This is a genomic window from Elioraea sp. (assembly GCF_022842375.1).
Lineage (GTDB): Bacteria > Pseudomonadota > Alphaproteobacteria > Acetobacterales > Acetobacteraceae > Elioraea_A.
Genome location: NZ_JALHPR010000040.1, coordinates 1 through 15,116 on the forward strand (window position 1 = coordinate 1; position 15,116 = coordinate 15,116).

Annotated in this window: 14 protein-coding genes and 1 pseudogene; 8 read left to right on the plus strand and 7 right to left on the minus strand. The window is 70.9% G+C overall.

The features are described 5' to 3' along the window. A pseudogene (locus Q0C38_RS21095) lies at window positions 1-404 on the plus strand (hypothetical protein); the annotation flags it as partial. Between the two features lie 32 nt (window positions 405-436). Next, window positions 437-970, plus strand: coding sequence for a L,D-transpeptidase (locus tag Q0C38_RS21100; RefSeq protein WP_291299108.1), 534 nt, complete (start codon window positions 437-439; stop codon window positions 968-970). On the opposite strand, the gene Q0C38_RS21105 is transcribed toward Q0C38_RS21100, so the two are convergent. Continuing rightward, on the minus strand, window positions 957-1,658 hold the full coding sequence (locus Q0C38_RS21105) for a YggS family pyridoxal phosphate-dependent enzyme (protein WP_291299109.1): 702 nt from the start codon (window positions 1,656-1,658) through the stop codon (window positions 957-959). The genes Q0C38_RS21100 and Q0C38_RS21105 overlap by 14 nt on opposite strands. An 85-nt stretch (window positions 1,659-1,743) precedes the next feature. Between Q0C38_RS21105 and Q0C38_RS21110 the strand changes: the two genes are divergently transcribed. The 6 genes from Q0C38_RS21110 (at window position 1,744) to holA (ending at window position 8,916) form a co-directional block, all read left to right on the plus strand. Next, window positions 1,744-2,286 (plus strand): thiamine phosphate synthase, encoded by a 543-nt coding sequence (locus tag Q0C38_RS21110; RefSeq protein WP_291299110.1) that lies wholly within the window; start codon window positions 1,744-1,746, stop codon window positions 2,284-2,286. 218 nt (window positions 2,287-2,504) lie between these two features. Beyond that, window positions 2,505-3,896 carry a porin gene (locus tag Q0C38_RS21115; protein ID WP_291299111.1) on the plus strand — a complete coding sequence of 464 codons (1,392 nt, stop codon included), beginning with the start codon at window positions 2,505-2,507 and terminating at the stop codon, window positions 3,894-3,896. Between the two features lie 197 nt (window positions 3,897-4,093). Then, window positions 4,094-4,639, plus strand: coding sequence for a DUF3576 domain-containing protein (locus Q0C38_RS21120; RefSeq protein WP_291299112.1), 546 nt, complete (start codon window positions 4,094-4,096; stop codon window positions 4,637-4,639). A 71-nt stretch (window positions 4,640-4,710) separates the two neighbouring features. Further along, a complete protein-coding gene (leuS, locus tag Q0C38_RS21125; RefSeq protein ID WP_291299113.1) occupies window positions 4,711-7,359 on the plus strand; it encodes a leucine--tRNA ligase in 2,649 nt (882 codons plus the stop codon). A 1-nt stretch (window position 7,360) separates the two neighbouring features. Next, a complete protein-coding gene (locus tag Q0C38_RS21130) occupies window positions 7,361-7,897 on the plus strand; it encodes a hypothetical protein (protein ID WP_291299114.1) in 537 nt (178 codons plus the stop codon). Beyond that, complete coding sequence (gene holA / locus Q0C38_RS21135) at window positions 7,894-8,916, plus strand: DNA polymerase III subunit delta (RefSeq protein ID WP_291299115.1); 1,023 nt, start codon at window positions 7,894-7,896, stop codon at window positions 8,914-8,916. Before Q0C38_RS21130 ends, holA begins: the two co-directional genes overlap by 4 nt. Here the strand turns inward: holA and Q0C38_RS21140 are convergent. The 6 genes from Q0C38_RS21140 to mnmG form a co-directional block, all read right to left on the minus strand. Further along, complete coding sequence (locus tag Q0C38_RS21140; RefSeq protein WP_291299116.1) at window positions 8,913-9,884, minus strand: NAD(P)-dependent alcohol dehydrogenase; 972 nt, start codon at window positions 9,882-9,884, stop codon at window positions 8,913-8,915. The genes holA and Q0C38_RS21140 overlap by 4 nt on opposite strands. A gap of 71 nt (window positions 9,885-9,955) precedes the next feature. Continuing rightward, window positions 9,956-10,789: an HpcH/HpaI aldolase/citrate lyase family protein gene (locus Q0C38_RS21145; RefSeq protein WP_291299117.1), complete on the minus strand. Its 834-nt coding sequence runs from the start codon at window positions 10,787-10,789 to the stop codon at window positions 9,956-9,958. A 76-nt stretch (window positions 10,790-10,865) separates the two neighbouring features. Beyond that, window positions 10,866-11,777 (minus strand): ParB/RepB/Spo0J family partition protein, encoded by a 912-nt coding sequence (locus Q0C38_RS21150; protein WP_291299118.1) that lies wholly within the window; start codon window positions 11,775-11,777, stop codon window positions 10,866-10,868. After that, window positions 11,774-12,592, minus strand: coding sequence for a ParA family protein (locus tag Q0C38_RS21155; protein ID WP_291299119.1), 819 nt, complete (start codon window positions 12,590-12,592; stop codon window positions 11,774-11,776). The genes Q0C38_RS21150 and Q0C38_RS21155 overlap by 4 nt, the downstream gene beginning before the upstream one ends. Next, entirely contained in the window at window positions 12,585-13,190 is a 606-nt protein-coding gene (rsmG, locus tag Q0C38_RS21160; protein ID WP_291299120.1) for a 16S rRNA (guanine(527)-N(7))-methyltransferase RsmG, read from the minus strand. Before rsmG ends, Q0C38_RS21155 begins: the two co-directional genes overlap by 8 nt. 18 nt (window positions 13,191-13,208) lie before the next feature. Then, window positions 13,209-15,071 carry a tRNA uridine-5-carboxymethylaminomethyl(34) synthesis enzyme MnmG gene (gene mnmG, locus Q0C38_RS21165; RefSeq protein WP_291299121.1) on the minus strand — a complete coding sequence of 621 codons (1,863 nt, stop codon included), beginning with the start codon at window positions 15,069-15,071 and terminating at the stop codon, window positions 13,209-13,211. Window positions 15,072-15,116 lie beyond the last annotated feature (45 nt).

Here is a 15,116-nt window from a genome sequence, read left to right on the forward strand (position 1 = left end):
CGTTGCGCGACGCGCCGCAAGCCGCCGACCCGGCCGCCGGCCTCGTCGCCGCCGCTCTCGCCGTTCCGGCGGACGCGCAGGCGCGGCCAGCAGCAGCAACGGCCGCAGCAGCACCGGCCGCAGCAGCACCGGCCACAGCAACACCGGCAGCCTCTGCTCTGGCTGCAACTGCGGCCGAGCCTGATGCCGCCGCAGCACCCGCCGTGGCGGCGTCGCAGCCAGCCCGGCTGAGGCGTGCGCCGATCATCCCCGTCACCTCCGGCGGGCAGGACCCTGCCTTCGTGCAGCGCATGATGCAGGGGCTCGAGGCCTATGACAGGGCGATGCGCGGCCGCGCTGCGCCAAACCTGCCGACGGCGGCACCCGCCCCGGTGCCCGCCCCGGTGCCCGCCTCGGCGCCCTGACCCCGCTGGCCGCGCCGTGCTAGATCGGCGCCATGATCATCGCCCCCGACGCCGCCCTCGTGCTTGCCCCGCGCGGCGCCACGGTCGGCCGCCTGCTCCGTGGCCCCGAGGCACGCCCCTTTCCCTGTGCGCTCGGCCGTGCCGGCATCGTGCCGGCCGCCGGGAAGCAGGAGGGTGACGGCGGCACGCCTGACGGCACGCTACCCGTCCGCCGCATTCTCTGGCGGGCCGACAGGCTCCCCCGCCCCACCGCCGCCGTGCCGGCGGAACCGATCGGGCCCGACGATGGCTGGTGCGACGCGCCCCATGACGCCGCCTACAACCGCCCCGTCCGCCTTCCGTTCACCGCGAGCCATGAGCGGTTGTGGCGCGACGATGCGCTCTATGACGTGATCGGCGTGCTCGGCTGGAACGATGCCCCGCCCGTCCCCGGCCGCGGCTCGGCGATCTTCCTCCACCTCGCCCGCCCCGATTTCGGCCCGACCGAGGGGTGCATCGCGCTCTCGCTGCCCGATCTTCGCCTGGTGCTGCCAGGGCTCGCGGTGATCGCGGTCAGGCTGGAATGATGGGGGCCGCCGGGGCGGGCCTGGCGCCGAAGATCGCCGAGCCGACGCGCACATGCGTCGCCCCTTCGGCGATCGCCGCCTCGAAATCCCCGCTCATCCCCATGCTCACCACCGCCAGGCCAAGGCGCCGCGCGGCGGCGGCGAGCCAGGCGAAGTGGGGCCTCGGGTCATCCTCCACCGGGGGGATGCACATCAGCCCGGTGACGGGCAGCGCCAGGCTCCCGCGGCACGCGGCGACGAAGGCCTCCGTCTCATCCGGGTCGATGCCGGCCTTCTGCGGCTCGCGACCGACATTCACCTGCACGAGCAGGTCAGGGCAGCGCTGCGTGCGATCACGCTCGGCGGCGATCGCGGCGGCGAGCTTCTGGCGGTCGAGCGTCTCGATCACGTCGGCCACCTGCATCGCCTCGCGCGCCTTGTTGGTCTGCAATGGCCCGATGAGGTGGAGCCTGAGGCCAGGGTTGGCGGGGCGGAGCGCCGGGAACTTGCCCGCCGCCTCCTGCACCCGGTTCTCGCCGAACACGACCTGCCCTGCCGCGAGTGCCGCCGCCACCGCCTCCGCCCCATGCGTCTTGGACACGGCGACCAGCGTCACGCTGCCCGGGGCGCGCCCGGCGGCGATCTCCGCGGCAGCGATGCGGGCCCGCACGGTGTCGAGATTGGCGGCAAGGTCAGGCTGAGCGGTCATGGCACCATCCGGCATGGCAGGATCCCTGGTCTCGGCGGCGCGGGCTCTCGGCCCGCCGTCCAGCCCATTCCCTAGCATCATTCTGATGACCGACGAGAGACGGGGGGGTGACCCGCTGGCGGCAGCCTCGGCGCTGCCGCGCGGGGCCGGGGTGATCCTGCGCCATGACGGGGCGGCCGGCCGGGCGGCGCTCGCCGGTGCGCTTGCCAGGATCTGTCGCATGCGCGGGCTTCGGCTCCTGGTCGCGCGTGATGCGCGGCTGGCGCTGGCGCTCGGCGCCGGGCTCCACCTGGCCGAGGGGATGCGCCCGCCCGCGTGCTTCCGGGCGGCACGACGCAGGCGACGGGGGGTGCTGTTGACCATCGCCGCGCACGGCCCGCGCGCGCTTGCCCGGGCCGCGGCGATCGGGGCCGACCTTGCCCTGCTCTCGCCGCTGTTCCCGACGCTGTCTCACCCGGGCGGGGCGGTGCTCGGGCCGGTGCGTTTCGCTCGGTTCGCCCGTGCGGCGCGGCTTCCGGTGGCGGCGCTTGGCGGTCTCACCGGGGCGCACACGAGGGGCCACGTCAGGGCGGCGGCACGGGCAGGGGCGGTGGCCTTTGCATCCGTGGGCGGCTTTTCCGCGCCGTAGGTGAAAGGTGCAGTGTTGCATCTCGGCCACGGTGTTTCCCGAAACGCACAATCGGCCTTTTCGGCCCGTGGACACGCGCCTGAGAGGCTGCCCATAGTCTCGTCCAGGCTCGTTATCCCGTCTTGAGGCATGTCGTTCGCGCGCCGTGCCGGGGGGTAGGGGATGGGTCGATAGGATGCGCTGGAAGGGTCCGGCGCGTAACACAGAGAGGGAATAGGATGCGCAAGATCCTTCTCGCCACGGCGGCCGGCTTTGCCGCGTTCGTGGCGAACGGCGCTGCACCGGCCATGGCCCAGCAGGGCACGGAAGTGACCGGTCAGGGCACGCCGACCCCGGGCATCACCGCCCGGTTCAGCGGCCGCTACCGCATGTACATGGGCTGGGTCGACCAGAGCCCGAGCGACTTCAACGCGACGGCCGCGTCTCCCGGCGTGGTGGTCGGCCAGACGGCCTCCTCGATGTCGTCGATCGACTTCATCGACTATGGCCGCATTTTCCCGGGGTTCGATGGCGTCGCCGCCAACGGCCTCCGCTACGGCTCCAGCCTCGAGATCCGCATGGGCTCGGGCGGCAACGCCGAGGGCGACACCCGCTCCAACCTGTTCTTCCGCCGCGCCTGGGGCTACGTCGGCACGCCGACGCTCGGCCAGATCCGCGTGGGCTCGGGCCCGACGGGTGCTGTCGAGACGATGCATCTCGGCCACATCACGGGCTTCGGCTCGGGCGGCTGGGACGGTGACTCACCGGGCTTCGTGATCGGCACGAACCCGTCCGACGCCTTCTGGTATTCGTCGTCGGGCCGCAACAACTACACGAAGATCGGCTACTTCTCGCCGCAGTTCTTCGGCTTCGACGTCGGCCTCTCCTACGGCCCGAACGACGGTTCGTTCGGCGGCGACGGCGCGTGCTCCTTCGCGTCCTTCAGCGGCGCGAACGCAGCGAACTGCGATCGCGTCGACGGGTCGATCCAGGACAACGCGCTGCAGCGGGCCCAGGACATCTACGAAATCATGCTGCGCTACCGCGGCACCTTCGGCCCCGTCGGCGTGGGCGTGTCCGGTGGTTACGTGGGCTCGGGCACGGTTGACAACCTGAGGACCGGTGGTCTCCAGGCTGAGAACCTCAGCGTTGCCCTCGGCGGCGCGACCGTGTCGTGGGCTGGCCTGACTGTTGGCGGTATCATCTCCGGTGGTAAGGCCAACATGAATGGCAACACCCTGAACGCGGCCGGCACAGCCGTTTCGGCTGCAGCCGGTTCAGTGCTTGGTGGTGGCTTCCAGCCGCGCCTCAACGTTCCGGGCGGCGACAACAGCGACCTGTTCACCTGGTCGCTCGGCGCTCAGTACACCTTCGGCCCGTTCGTGGTCGGTGGTCACTACTTCAACAGCGAGTCGGCCGGCTCGCAGGCTGCTGGTACCGGCAAGCGTGAGCGTCAGGGCTTCGCGCTCGGCGGCACGTACAACATCGCTCCTGGCCTCGCGCTGTTCCTCGAGTACCTGAACGGCGAAGTGAAGGAGAGCGGGGTCGACGTGATCACCGGCGCCATTGCCAACACCAACAACAAGGCGACTGTCGACGTGATCTCGCTCGGCATCGGCTTCCAGTGGTGAGCTGACCCCGAGCGGCTTCGGCCGGTCGGGACACGGATCGGGGCGGCAGGGCAACCTGCCGCCCCTTTCTTTTGAACAGGGATCACCCCATTTCCACAGTGCGGGGCGGCGTTTTCAGTTGACGCGCCCGTGACGAGCGCTCATCGACGCACAAGGCTGACCGCCCCCAGGGACACCGACACGGACCGATGCCCGCCATGACCCACCCGCCACGCCGCCAGCGCTGTTCAGGACCGCTCCTGCTCGCCGCTTCCCTCGTGCTCGCCGCCTGCGGGCAGGGCCGCTATGTCGAGCAGAGCGAGTACAATGACCCCTCGCGCTCGAGCCAGCGCGGCTCGGTGCTCGGCATGGAGAATGGCTTCACCCTGTTCGGCTCCAGCACCAACCGCGACGGGGCCAATGGTGGCGGCGCGCTCGGCGTGAACGCCTTCCTCTGGCGCGGCTCGCTCGACACCCTGTCGTTCATGCCGCTCATCTCGGCCGACCCGTTCGGCGGCGTCATCATCACCGACTGGTACTCCCCGCCCGAAACGCCGGGTGAGCGGTTCAAGGTCACCACCTACATCCTCGGCCGCCAGCTTCGCTCCGACGGTGTGCGCGTCTCGGTATTCCGCCAGGTCGAGAGCCGCGGCCAGTGGGTCGACCAGGCCGTCAGCGCCGACATGGGTCCGGCGCTCGAGGACAAGATCCTCGCCCGCGCCCGCGACCTCCGCATCCAGTCGACCCAGACGGCGGGGCGGTAGGCCTGCGTCGATGCTGGCCTGACGCCTAAACGCTGGCGGGCGGCGCGGAAGCGGGTATTTTGCTCGCCATCATGGACACGACACCAGAGATCGCCCGTTACGACTTCGCCGCAGCGGAACCGCGCTGGCAGAAGGCGTGGAACGACGCAGCATGCTTCACCGTCCCCGACGTGCCAAACCAAGCTGGGCCGGACGGGACGAAGCCCAAGTACTACGTGCTGGAAATGTTCCCCTACCCCTCGGGGCGCATCCACATGGGCCATGTGCGCAACTACACGCTCGGCGACGTGGTCGCCCGCTACAAGCGCGCCCGCGGCTTCGCCGTGCTGCACCCGATGGGGTGGGACGCGTTCGGCCTGCCGGCCGAGAACGCCGCCCGCGAGCGCGGCATCCACCCGGCGAAATGGACCTACGAGAACATCGCCACCATGCGGGGCGAGCTCAAGCGCATGGGCCTCTCGCTCGACTGGTCGCGCGAGTTCGCCACCTGCGACCCCGAATACTACGGCCAGCAGCAGGCGCTGTTCATCGACTTCCTCGAGGCCGGCGTGGTCGAGCGGAAGGAAGCCTTCGTCAACTGGGACCCGGTCGACGGCACCGTGCTCGCCAATGAGCAGGTGATCGACGGGCGCGGCTGGCGCTCGGGTGCCGTGGTGGAGCGGAAGAAGCTCTCGCAGTGGTTCTTCTCGATCACGAAACAGGCCGACGACCTGCTCGCCGCCCTCGATGGCCTCGACCGGTGGCCCGAGCGCGTGCGGCTGATGCAGAAGAACTGGATCGGGCGGAGCGAGGGCGCGCGCGTGCGCTTCGCGCTGCCCGAACCCGTTGGCGGTGCGGCTGACGTCGAGGTGTTCACCACCCGCCCCGATACGCTGTTCGGCATGAGCTTCCTCGCCCTCAGCCCCGACCATCCGGTGACGGCCGACCTCGCCGCGCGCGACCCCGCGGTGGCGGCCTTCGTCGCTGCCTGCCGCACCGAGGGAACGACCGAAGCCGCGCTCGAGACCGCCGAGAAGCGCGGCGTCGATACCGGCCTCACGGTGACGAACCCGCTGAACGGCGCGCGGTATCCCGTGTGGGTGGCGAATTTCGTGCTGATGGACTACGGCACGGGTGCCATCTTCGGCTGCCCCGCGCATGACCAGCGCGACCTCGACTTCGCCCGCAAATACGGGCTTGGCGTCACGCCCGTGGTGCTGCCGAAGGGCGAGGATGCAGCGGCGTTCGCGGTGGGCGACGTTGCCTTCACCGATGACGGCACGCTGGTGAACTCCGGCTTCCTCGACGGCCTTGCCGTCCCCGAGGCGAAGCGCCGCGTGATTGCCGAGCTGGAACGGCTCGCTTCCGGAACGGGCGTGGTGCAGTGGCGGCTGCGCGACTGGGGCGTGTCGCGCCAGCGCTACTGGGGCTGCCCGATCCCGGTGATCCACTGCGAGGCGTGCGGCATCGTTCCGGTGCCGAAAGCCGAGCTGCCCGTGCGGCTGCCCGAGGATGTTGATTTCGCGACACCCGGCAACCCGCTCGACCACCACCCGACGTGGAAGCACGTTCCCTGCCCGCGCTGCGGTGCGGCCGCACGGCGCGAGACCGATACGTGCGACACCTTCGTCGACAGTTCCTGGTACTTCGCCCGCTTCACAGCCCCCGGCTCGCCGACGCCGACGAACCGCGCGGCGGCGGATGCGTGGCTGCCGGTCGACCAGTACATCGGCGGGATCGAGCACGCGATCCTGCACCTGCTCTACTCGCGCTTCTTCACCCGCGCGATGCGCGACACCGGCCATCTCGGCCTGCCCTCTGGCGAGCCGTTCGCCGGGCTGTTCACGCAAGGCATGGTCAAGCACGAGACCTACAAGGCGATGGACGGCCGCTGGCTCTATCCGACCGAGGTCGAGAAGCTGCCCGACGGCACCGCCATGTTGCGCGGCGGGAACGAACCCGTGACGGTCGGCGGCATCGAGGCGATGTCGAAGTCGAAACGCAACACGATCGACCCCTCGGCGATCATCGATCGCTACGGGGCCGATACGGCGCGCTGGTTCATCCTTTCCGACAACCCGCCCGAACGTGACGTGGAGTGGACGGAAGCCGGCGTCGCCGGCGCCTCGCGCTTCGTCCAGCGCCTGTGGCGTCTCACGCATGCCGCCGTGCCCGCACTGCCGCCAGCCGGAACATCCTGGGAAGACGTCGCCACGCCGCCGGCAGCGGCGCAAGCCGCGCGAGGTGGCGCTCTCGATCTCCGCCGCGTCACGCATCGCACGATCATCGCCGTGACGGAGGCGCTCGAGGATTTCGGCTTCAACGTCGCGGTCGCGCGCCTCTACGAATTCGCGAACGCGATCGCCGATGCGAAGGGTGACGATGCCGCCATCCTCTGGGCGAAGCGCGAGGCGCTCGAGACCGCAGCGCGCCTGGTCGCGCCGATGATGCCGCATCTCGCCGAGGAGATGTGGGCGATGCTCCGCCCCGGTTCCGGACTGGTGGCACTGCTGCCGTGGCCCGAGGCTGATGCCTCGCTTGCGGCGGCCGACAGCATCACGATCGCGGTGCAGGTGATGGGCAAGCTTCGCGGCACGATCACAGTTCCCGTCGGCGCCGACGAGGCGAGCGTGCTTGCCGCGGCAGAAGCGGAGGAGAACGTCGCCCGCGCGCTCGAAGGCAGAACGATCCGAAAGCGCATCCATGTGCCCGGCAAGATCGTCAACTTCGTGGTGGCCTGACATGAGGCGGCGCGCGCTCCTCCTCGCGCCGCCGCTGCTCACGGTGGGTGCCTGCGGCTTCCGCCCGCTCTACGGCGAGGCGCCGCAGGGCGCGGCGGCCTCCACCGCATCGGGCGATCTCGCGGCCACGCGCGTCGCGCTGATCGCCGACCGCGAGGGCCAACTGCTGCGCCAGGCGCTCGTGCAGAACCTCGGCAGCGATCGCGGCGCGCCTGCGCTCTACGAACTCCTGGTGCGCGTCCAGGTGCGGCGCGAGCAACTCGCCGTGCAGCAGGACCAGACGGAGACGCGCAACCGCGTCAGCGCCGTCGCCGAGTTCGTGCTCCGCCCCCTCACGCCGCCGGGCGATCCGGTGACGCGCGGCCGCGCGCTCGCGGTCGACGCGTTCAACGTCGGCACGGACCAGTATTTCGCCGCCCAGCTCTCCGGCGAAGCCGCCGTGCGCCGGCTGACGGAACGGCTGGCGCAGGACATCACCGGCCAGCTCGCCGCCTTCTATGCCCGCAGGCGCGCAACCACCGCCGCCCGCGGCACGTGAAGCTCGACGCCCGCCGCATCCCCGCCTTCCTGGCCGACCCCGGGGCCGCGCGCGGCGTACTGCTCTATGGCCCCGACACCGGGCTGGTGCGCGAGCGCGCCGAGGGGCTGGTGCGGCTTGCGGCCGGCAGCCTCGATGATCCCTTCCGCATCTCCGAGCCGCGACGCGAGCAGGCAGCGTCGGACCCTGGGTTGCTTGCCGGCGAGATGGCAGCCCTCAGCCTGATGGGCGGGCGACGCGCGGTGCGGCTGCGTGATGCGACCGACACGCTCACCCCCGCGATCGAGGCAGCGCTCGCGGTTGCCGGCGACACGCTGCTGGTGGCCGAGGCCGGCGAGCTGCCCGCACGCTCAAAGCTGCGCGCGTTGTTCGAACGCGCAACGAACGCCGCGGCCATTGCCTGCTACGCCGATACAGGGGCCGCGCTGCGCCAGGTGATCACCGCGACGCTGACGGAGGCCGGCGTGACGGCCGATGGCGATGCGATCACGTGGCTGACCGACAATCTCGGCGCCGACCGTGCGTTGACGCGCGCCGAGCTCAACAAGCTCGCGCTGCACGCGGGCGCGGGCGGGCGCGTCACGGTGGCCGATGCCATGGCCAGCGTCGGCGACCATGCGGGCCTCGGCCTCGACGATGCGCTCTATGCCGCGACGGCCGGTGACGTTGCGGGGGCGGATCGTGCGCTCGGCCTCGCCTTCGACGAGGGCGCAAACCCGGTGCAGGTGGTGCGCGCGGCGCTGCGGCACATGCAGCGCCTGCATCTCGGCGTGGCCGAGGGCTTGGGCGCGCTCGCGCCGAAGGAGGCGGCGATGCGTTCCCGCCCGCCGGTGTTCTTCCGCCACGAAAGCGCCTGGCACCGCGCGTTGCAGGGCTGGACGGAAGCGCGCGCGGCCACGGCGTGCGAGCGGCTGTTGACGGCGGAGCTCGGCTGCAAGACGACCGGCGCGCCGGACCAGCTCATCGCCTCCCGCGCCGTGCTCGACATCGCCCGCGCCGCGCGCCGCGGCGAGCGTTAGCGCGAGGGCGATTCGAGCAGGACGACGAGGCTGCCGCGCTTGCGGCCGGTGTCGGCACGGGCATGCGCGGCGGGCAGCGCATCGAACGGAAACACCGCATCAATCGGCGGGCGGAACAGGCCGCGCGCGGCAAGATCGGCGAGCGCGGCAAGATCATCGGGGCGCTCCGCGGCAGGTCCTGCAATGGGTCGGCGGCTGCCTCGCCTGCGCGCAAGCAGGTCGCCCAGCCCGCCGGCGATGGCAAGGTATCGGCCGCCCTCGGCGAGGATCGGCAGGGCTGTGCGGAAGCTCAGTGCCGCGGCGGCATCAGCCACGATGTCCCAGCGATCAGGCCCTGCGGTGTAGTCGCGACCGGTGTAGTCGATGACCTCGGCAGCGCCCATCCCCTGCACCAGGGCAACGTTGCCGGTGGAGGTGACGGCGCTGACGATCGCGCCAGCAGCGATGGCCAATTGCACCAGTGCGGCACCGACGGTGCCCGATGCGCCGATCACCAGCACACGCTCCCCCTCGCGCAGCCGCGCCCGGCGAAGATAGTCCCGCGCCGTCGTTCCGCCGAAGCCCAGCGCGGCGGCAGTCTCGACCGACATGCAAGCAGGCCGTGCCACCACCATGCCGGCAGCCGGCATCACCGCGAATTCGGCATGCGCGCCCTGGCGGAAGCCGGGGAAGGCGATCACGGCGTCACCGGGTGCGAAGCGCGTCACGCCAGCGCCGACAGCGGCGATGCGGCCGGTGAGTTCCACGCCGAGGACGGCTCTGCGGGGGCGGCGCAACCCCAGCGCCAGCCGGCCCATGAGCGCCATTCCGGCCGGGAGATCGAGCGCGCGGATCCGCCGGTCCGCTGACGAAACGGTCGTCGCCTCCACGCGGATCAGCACCTCCCCCGGGCCGGGCTGGGGGAGCTTCACCTCGCGCAGCGCCAGCACCTCGGGGCCGCCATAGCTGCGTGCGACCCAGGCGCGCATGGTCGGGGGCAGGGTCGGGGGCAGGGCCGGGGGCAAGGCCGGGCGCAGTGGCGCCGCGGGCGGTCGCTCGTTCAGCGATAGCCCGCCTTCGGCGCTTCCGCCGGCGCTGTCTCGATGCCACGCATCGCTGCCCCGGCCGAAGCCCAGAAGCGTTGCAGGATCGAGACATCCCAGCCGATGCAGAAATGCTTCACGCCCATCGCGCGGTAGCGCTCGGCCTGCTCCGGCTCGTGGATCTCGGCGCGCGGGTGCAGCCCCTTCGCCAGCGCCGTTTCGATCACGCGTCGTTCCGCATCCCGAACCTTCGGGTGCGCGAACTGGCCCGGATGGCCGATGCCCATCGCATAGTCGGCCGGGCCGAACTGCACCATGTCGATGCCAGGCACGGAGAGGATGGCATCGAGGTTCTCGAGCGCCTCGACCTTCTCGATCATGATCGCCACCACCGCCTGCCCCAGCGCCTCGACATAGGCCTCGGAGCCGACATCACGCAGCGTGCCGACGTCACGCCGCATGCCGACGCCGTGCAGGCCCACGCGCGAGAGGCCCGCTGATTTCGGCGCCTCGGCGCGCACGGAAGCGACGGCGAGTTCAGCATCGGCGACGCTTCGGATATCGGCGAACAGCACGTTCTGGTGGCCTGAGCCGATCGCGCGCATCGCCTGGTGCAGGTACTGGTCCTGCTCGACCTTCATCATGCCGGAGAGGTGCGAGAGCTCGAGCGCGCGGCCGAGATTGTCGAGGTCATGCAGCGTGAAGGGCGCGTATTCGGCGGTGAACTCGATGTAGTCGTAGTGCCCCGTGGCGCCGACGAGTTCGACCAGCGTCGGCCACACGGAGAGCAGGTGCGTGCCGAGCGTCGGGTGCCCTGAATCGAGCGCTGCGCGCAGGCGGTTGGGGCGCATGGTGTGGAGCCTCCCGGATGTGTTCGTTGCGGCGAGCGTCACATGCCGCGCGGGGTGGGGGAAGGGGTCAGCCTCCCTACCCCACCTTGTTCAGCAGCGCGATCAGCCCATCCAGCTGCTCGAGGTCCTTGTAGGCGATGCGCACCTCGCCGCGCTTGCCGTCGAAGCGGATCGCGACCTTGAGGCCGAGCTGCTCCGTCAGGTCACGCGCCAGCGCCTCGACATTGGGGTCCTTCCGCGGCGGGGACTTGCCGAATTTCGTTGTGGGCGCGGGTTGTTGCGCGAGCGCCTCGGTCTGGCGGACCGAGAGGCCCTCCATGATCACACGGTCGGCCAGCATGCCGGGGTCGTGCGCCGAGAGCAGCGCGCGGGCGTGGCCGGCCGTGAGCTTGCCCTCGCGCAGATGTACCTGCACCACGATCGGCAGGTTCAGGAGGCGGATCGTATTGGCGATGTGGCTGCGGGAACGGCCGACCAGGCGGCCGATCTCGGCATTGTCCAACGCCTCGGTCTCGCCCAGGCGGCGGTAGCCCTCCGCCTCCTCGATCGCGTTCAGGTCAGACCGTTGCAGATTCTCAACGAGCGCGGCGGCGGCCGCCGTGCGGTCATCAAGGTCGCGCACCAGCACGGGAACCTCGTGCAGCGGCACGGCCTGTGCCGCGCGCCAGCGACGTTCGCCGGCGATGATCTGGTAGCGGCCAGGTGCCGTCGGATGCGGGCGGACGAGCAGCGGCTGCAACACGCCGTTCGCGGCGATCGAGGCGATCAGGTCATCGAGCTTCTCGCGGTCGATGCCAGCGCGCGGCTGGAACGGCGAAGGCTCCAGCGCTGCGATGGAAAGCGACTGTGTTGCGGGCGCGGGCCCAGGGGCGGCGACGGGCGCCTCCGAAGGCGGGGCAGCAGCCTCGCCGAACAGGGCGGAGAGGCCGCGGCCAAGACGTTTCGGCGGTGCATCTTTCGGCCCAGAGTCCTTGGGGGGCGCGCTCATGCCGCCGCTCCCGCCGCCGCACGCTCGCGCCGCAGCACCTCGCCGGCCAGCGCGATATAGGCCTGCGCGCCGGCGGAGCGCACGTCATAAAGCAGCACGGGCTTGCCGTGGCTCGGTGCTTCCGATATCCGAACGTTCCGGGGAATCACCGTTTCATACACCTTCTCGCCGAAGAAGCCGCGCACGTCGGCCGCCACCAGGTCAGACAGATTGTTACGCTTGTCAAACATTGTCAGCACGATGCCCTGCAGCGCGAGGGACGGGTTGAACCCGCGGCGGACCATCTCGATCGTGCGCATCAGCTGGCTGATGCCTTCGAGCGCGAAGAACTCGCATTGCAGCGGCACAAGCACCGCATCGGCCGCGACCAGCGCGTTTAAGGTGAGCAGGCCGAGGGAGGGGGGACAGTCGATCAGCACGATGGTGCTGGGTGGCAGTGCCGCGGCGGCGAGCGCATCGCGCAGGCGGAACTCGCGGCGGGTGAGGGAGACGAGTTCGATCTCCGCTCCCGCGAGGTCCTGGTCAGCCGGCACGAGGGAGAGGTGGGGGATGGCGGTCGGGCGCGTCACCTCGGCCAGCGGGCGGGCTTCGGCGAGCAGCGCGTAGCTGCCGTCACCACGATCCGTCCGCGGCAGGCCGAGGCCGGTCGAGGCGTTTCCCTGGGGGTCGAGGTCGAGCAGCAGGGTCGGCTGGCCGGTGGCGGCGAGCGCGGTGGCGAGGTTGATCGCGGTCGTGGTCTTGCCCACCCCGCCCTTCTGGTTGGCGACGGCGATGATGCGCGGCCTGGCTGGGCGTGGCGGAGGCGGTTCAGACACGCGCGACCTCGGACAGGCGAAGGATGGTTGCGGCTGGGTCGGTTCGGCTCGGGAACCGTTCGACGGCCATTGTCCAGGCAGCGGCGGCGGCGGTCAATTCCGCCTCGGCTGTGGCGCCCTTTGGGAAGAGGAGAACGCCGCCAGGGGCGGAGTGTCGGATGGCTAGCGGGAGCAGGACAGGGAGGGGTGCGAGGGCACGGGCCGTCACCACGCCGGCGCCGAGGGGGGTGAGGGTGGCTGCATCCGCTGCATGGACGGTTGCGGGCGCCCCCGTCTCGCGGGCAGCTTCCCGGAGGAAGGCGGCCTTTCGCTGGTCACGCTCCACGAGGTGGGTCTCGGTGCCGGTAATGATCGCGAGGATCAGGCCCGGAAGCCCGGCGCCGGAGCCAAGGTCAGCAATCCGGGTCGTTCCTGGCGGGATGAGCGGCGCAAGCTGGGCGGCATCGGCGATGTGCCGCTCCCACAGGCGCGGAAGGTCTCGCGGAGAGACCAGGTTGATGCGCTGGTTCCATCGGGTGAGGAGAGCGGCGTAGGCCTCGAGCGCCGGGCGCACCGTATCGGGGAACGCTGGGCCCTGCTCGCTCCCGCCTCGTTTCACGTGAAACACCCGCCCCGGTCAGGCGGCATCGGCGCGTCGGCGGACATGCCCAAGAAGGGCAGCGATGGCGGCTGGCGTGACTCCCGGCAGGCGGAGTGCGGCACCGATGGTCGCGGGGCGGGAACGGGACAGGATTTCCCGCATCTCGGCAGAAAGGAAGGCAATCGCGCCGTAATCGAGGCTGCGGGGGATTGTGAGCTCTTCCTCCCGGCGCAGGGCCGTGATCTCAGCCTCCTGGCGGCCGAGGTAGCCGGCGTAGAGCGCCTCTGCCTCCAGCGTCCGCGCCACGCGGGGCGGAAGTGCGGACAGAAAGGGAAACGCCGCACGGAGTGCCGCCTGATCGACACCGCGATGGCCCATCAGGTCGAGCACCGACCGGCGCTGACCGTCGCGATTCACAGTGATTCCCTGGGTCGAGAGCTGGTCTGGCGTCATCGTCGTGTCGGTGGCCTGGGCGCGGGCTTCTGTGATCGCCTCGCGATGCGCCCGAAAAGCCGCCGCGCGGGCGGGGCCGATGACGCCATGTCCAAGCCCGCGCGGCGTCAGGCGAAGATCGGCATTGTCGGTGCGCAGCGTCAGGCGATATTCAGCCCTGCTGGTGAACATCCGGTATGGCTCTGTGATGCCGCGCGTCACCAGGTCATCGATCATCACACCGATATAGGCCTCGGCCCGGTCGAGCACGAAGCCATCGCGACGCCCGCCGGCCGCCAGCGCGGCGTTGATCCCCGCCACGATCCCCTGCCCCGCCGCCTCCTCGTACCCGGTCGTTCCGTTGATCTGCCCGGCGAGGAACAGGCGCGGCACAGCCAGGCACTCCAGCGTCGGAGCGAGCTCCCGCGGGTCGACATGATCGTACTCGATCGCGTAGCCGGGGCGGATGATCCGCGCCTGCTCCAGGCCAGGAATGGTCGCGATCAGCGCCGCCTGCACATCCTCCGGCAGGCTGGTCGAGATGCCGTTGGGGTAGACCGTGTCGTCATCCAGCCCCTCCGGCTCGAGGAAGATCTGGTGCCGCTCGCGGTCGGCGAAGCGGGCCACCTTGTCCTCTATCGAGGGGCAGTATCGGGGGCCGCGGCTCTCGATCTGGCCCGAGTACATCGGGGCGCGGTGCAGGTTTGCCCGGATGAGGGCGTGGGTAGCCGCCGTGGTCGCGGTGATGTGGCAATTGATCTGCCGCAGCGCGGGCGCGCGCGACAGGGTGCTGAACAGCTCAGGCTCCTCGTCGCCACGCTGCTCCTCGAGCCGTTCCCATCCAATCGTACGCCCATCGAGGCGCGGCGGGGTCCCCGTCTTCAGGCGCCCCATCCTTAGGCCGAGGGACGCGATGGCCTGCGCCAGCCCGGTCGAGGGCGCCTCGCCGACGCGCCCACCGGGGCGCTGCTCCGGCCCGACATGGATCACGCCGCGGAGGAACGTTCCTGTCGTGATGACGACAGCGCCAGCGGTGAGGTCGCGCCCGTCCGCCAGCACCACGCCGGCGACAGCCCCACTCCCGTCGTGCAGCAGCCGCTCCACCCCCCCGCGGATGATGCCGAGACCGGCCTGCGCGGCGAGAAAGCCCTGAACCGCCTCGCGATAGGCCCGCCGGTCAGCCTGGGCGCGCGGCCCCTGCACGGCCGGCCCCTTGCTGCGGTTGAGCAGGCGGAACTGGATGCCCGCAGCATCCGCCGCCCGGCCCATGATGCCATCGAGCGCATCGACCTCGCGGACGATGTGCCCCTTCCCCAGCCCCCCGATCGCCGGGTTGCAGGACATCTCGCCGATCGTCTCCGGCGCATGGGTGACCAGCGCCGTCCTCGCCCCCGCCCGCGCTGCTGCCGCTGCGGCCTCGCACCCGGCATGCCCGCCACCGATCACGATCACGTCGAAGCGATCCACCGCACCCTCCCCGACCCCGCGTTTCACGTGAAACGCGGAGCAAAC

Coding starts and splice junctions, on each gene's coding strand:
- Q0C38_RS21100 (WP_291299108.1), top strand. CDS start 437: ATGATCATCGCCCCCGACGCCGCCCTCGTGCTTGCCCCGCGCGGCGCC.
- Q0C38_RS21105 (WP_291299109.1), bottom strand. CDS start 1,658: ATGACCGCTCAGCCTGACCTTGCCGCCAATCTCGACACCGTGCGGGCC.
- Q0C38_RS21110 (WP_291299110.1), top strand. CDS start 1,744: ATGACCGACGAGAGACGGGGGGGTGACCCGCTGGCGGCAGCCTCGGCG.
- Q0C38_RS21115 (WP_291299111.1), top strand. CDS start 2,505: ATGCGCAAGATCCTTCTCGCCACGGCGGCCGGCTTTGCCGCGTTCGTG.
- Q0C38_RS21120 (WP_291299112.1), top strand. CDS start 4,094: ATGACCCACCCGCCACGCCGCCAGCGCTGTTCAGGACCGCTCCTGCTC.
- leuS (WP_291299113.1), top strand. CDS start 4,711: ATGGACACGACACCAGAGATCGCCCGTTACGACTTCGCCGCAGCGGAA.
- Q0C38_RS21130 (WP_291299114.1), top strand. CDS start 7,361: ATGAGGCGGCGCGCGCTCCTCCTCGCGCCGCCGCTGCTCACGGTGGGT.
- Q0C38_RS21140 (WP_291299116.1), bottom strand. CDS start 9,884: ATGCGCGCCTGGGTCGCACGCAGCTATGGCGGCCCCGAGGTGCTGGCG.
- Q0C38_RS21145 (WP_291299117.1), bottom strand. CDS start 10,789: ATGCGCCCCAACCGCCTGCGCGCAGCGCTCGATTCAGGGCACCCGACG.
- Q0C38_RS21150 (WP_291299118.1), bottom strand. CDS start 11,777: ATGAGCGCGCCCCCCAAGGACTCTGGGCCGAAAGATGCACCGCCGAAA.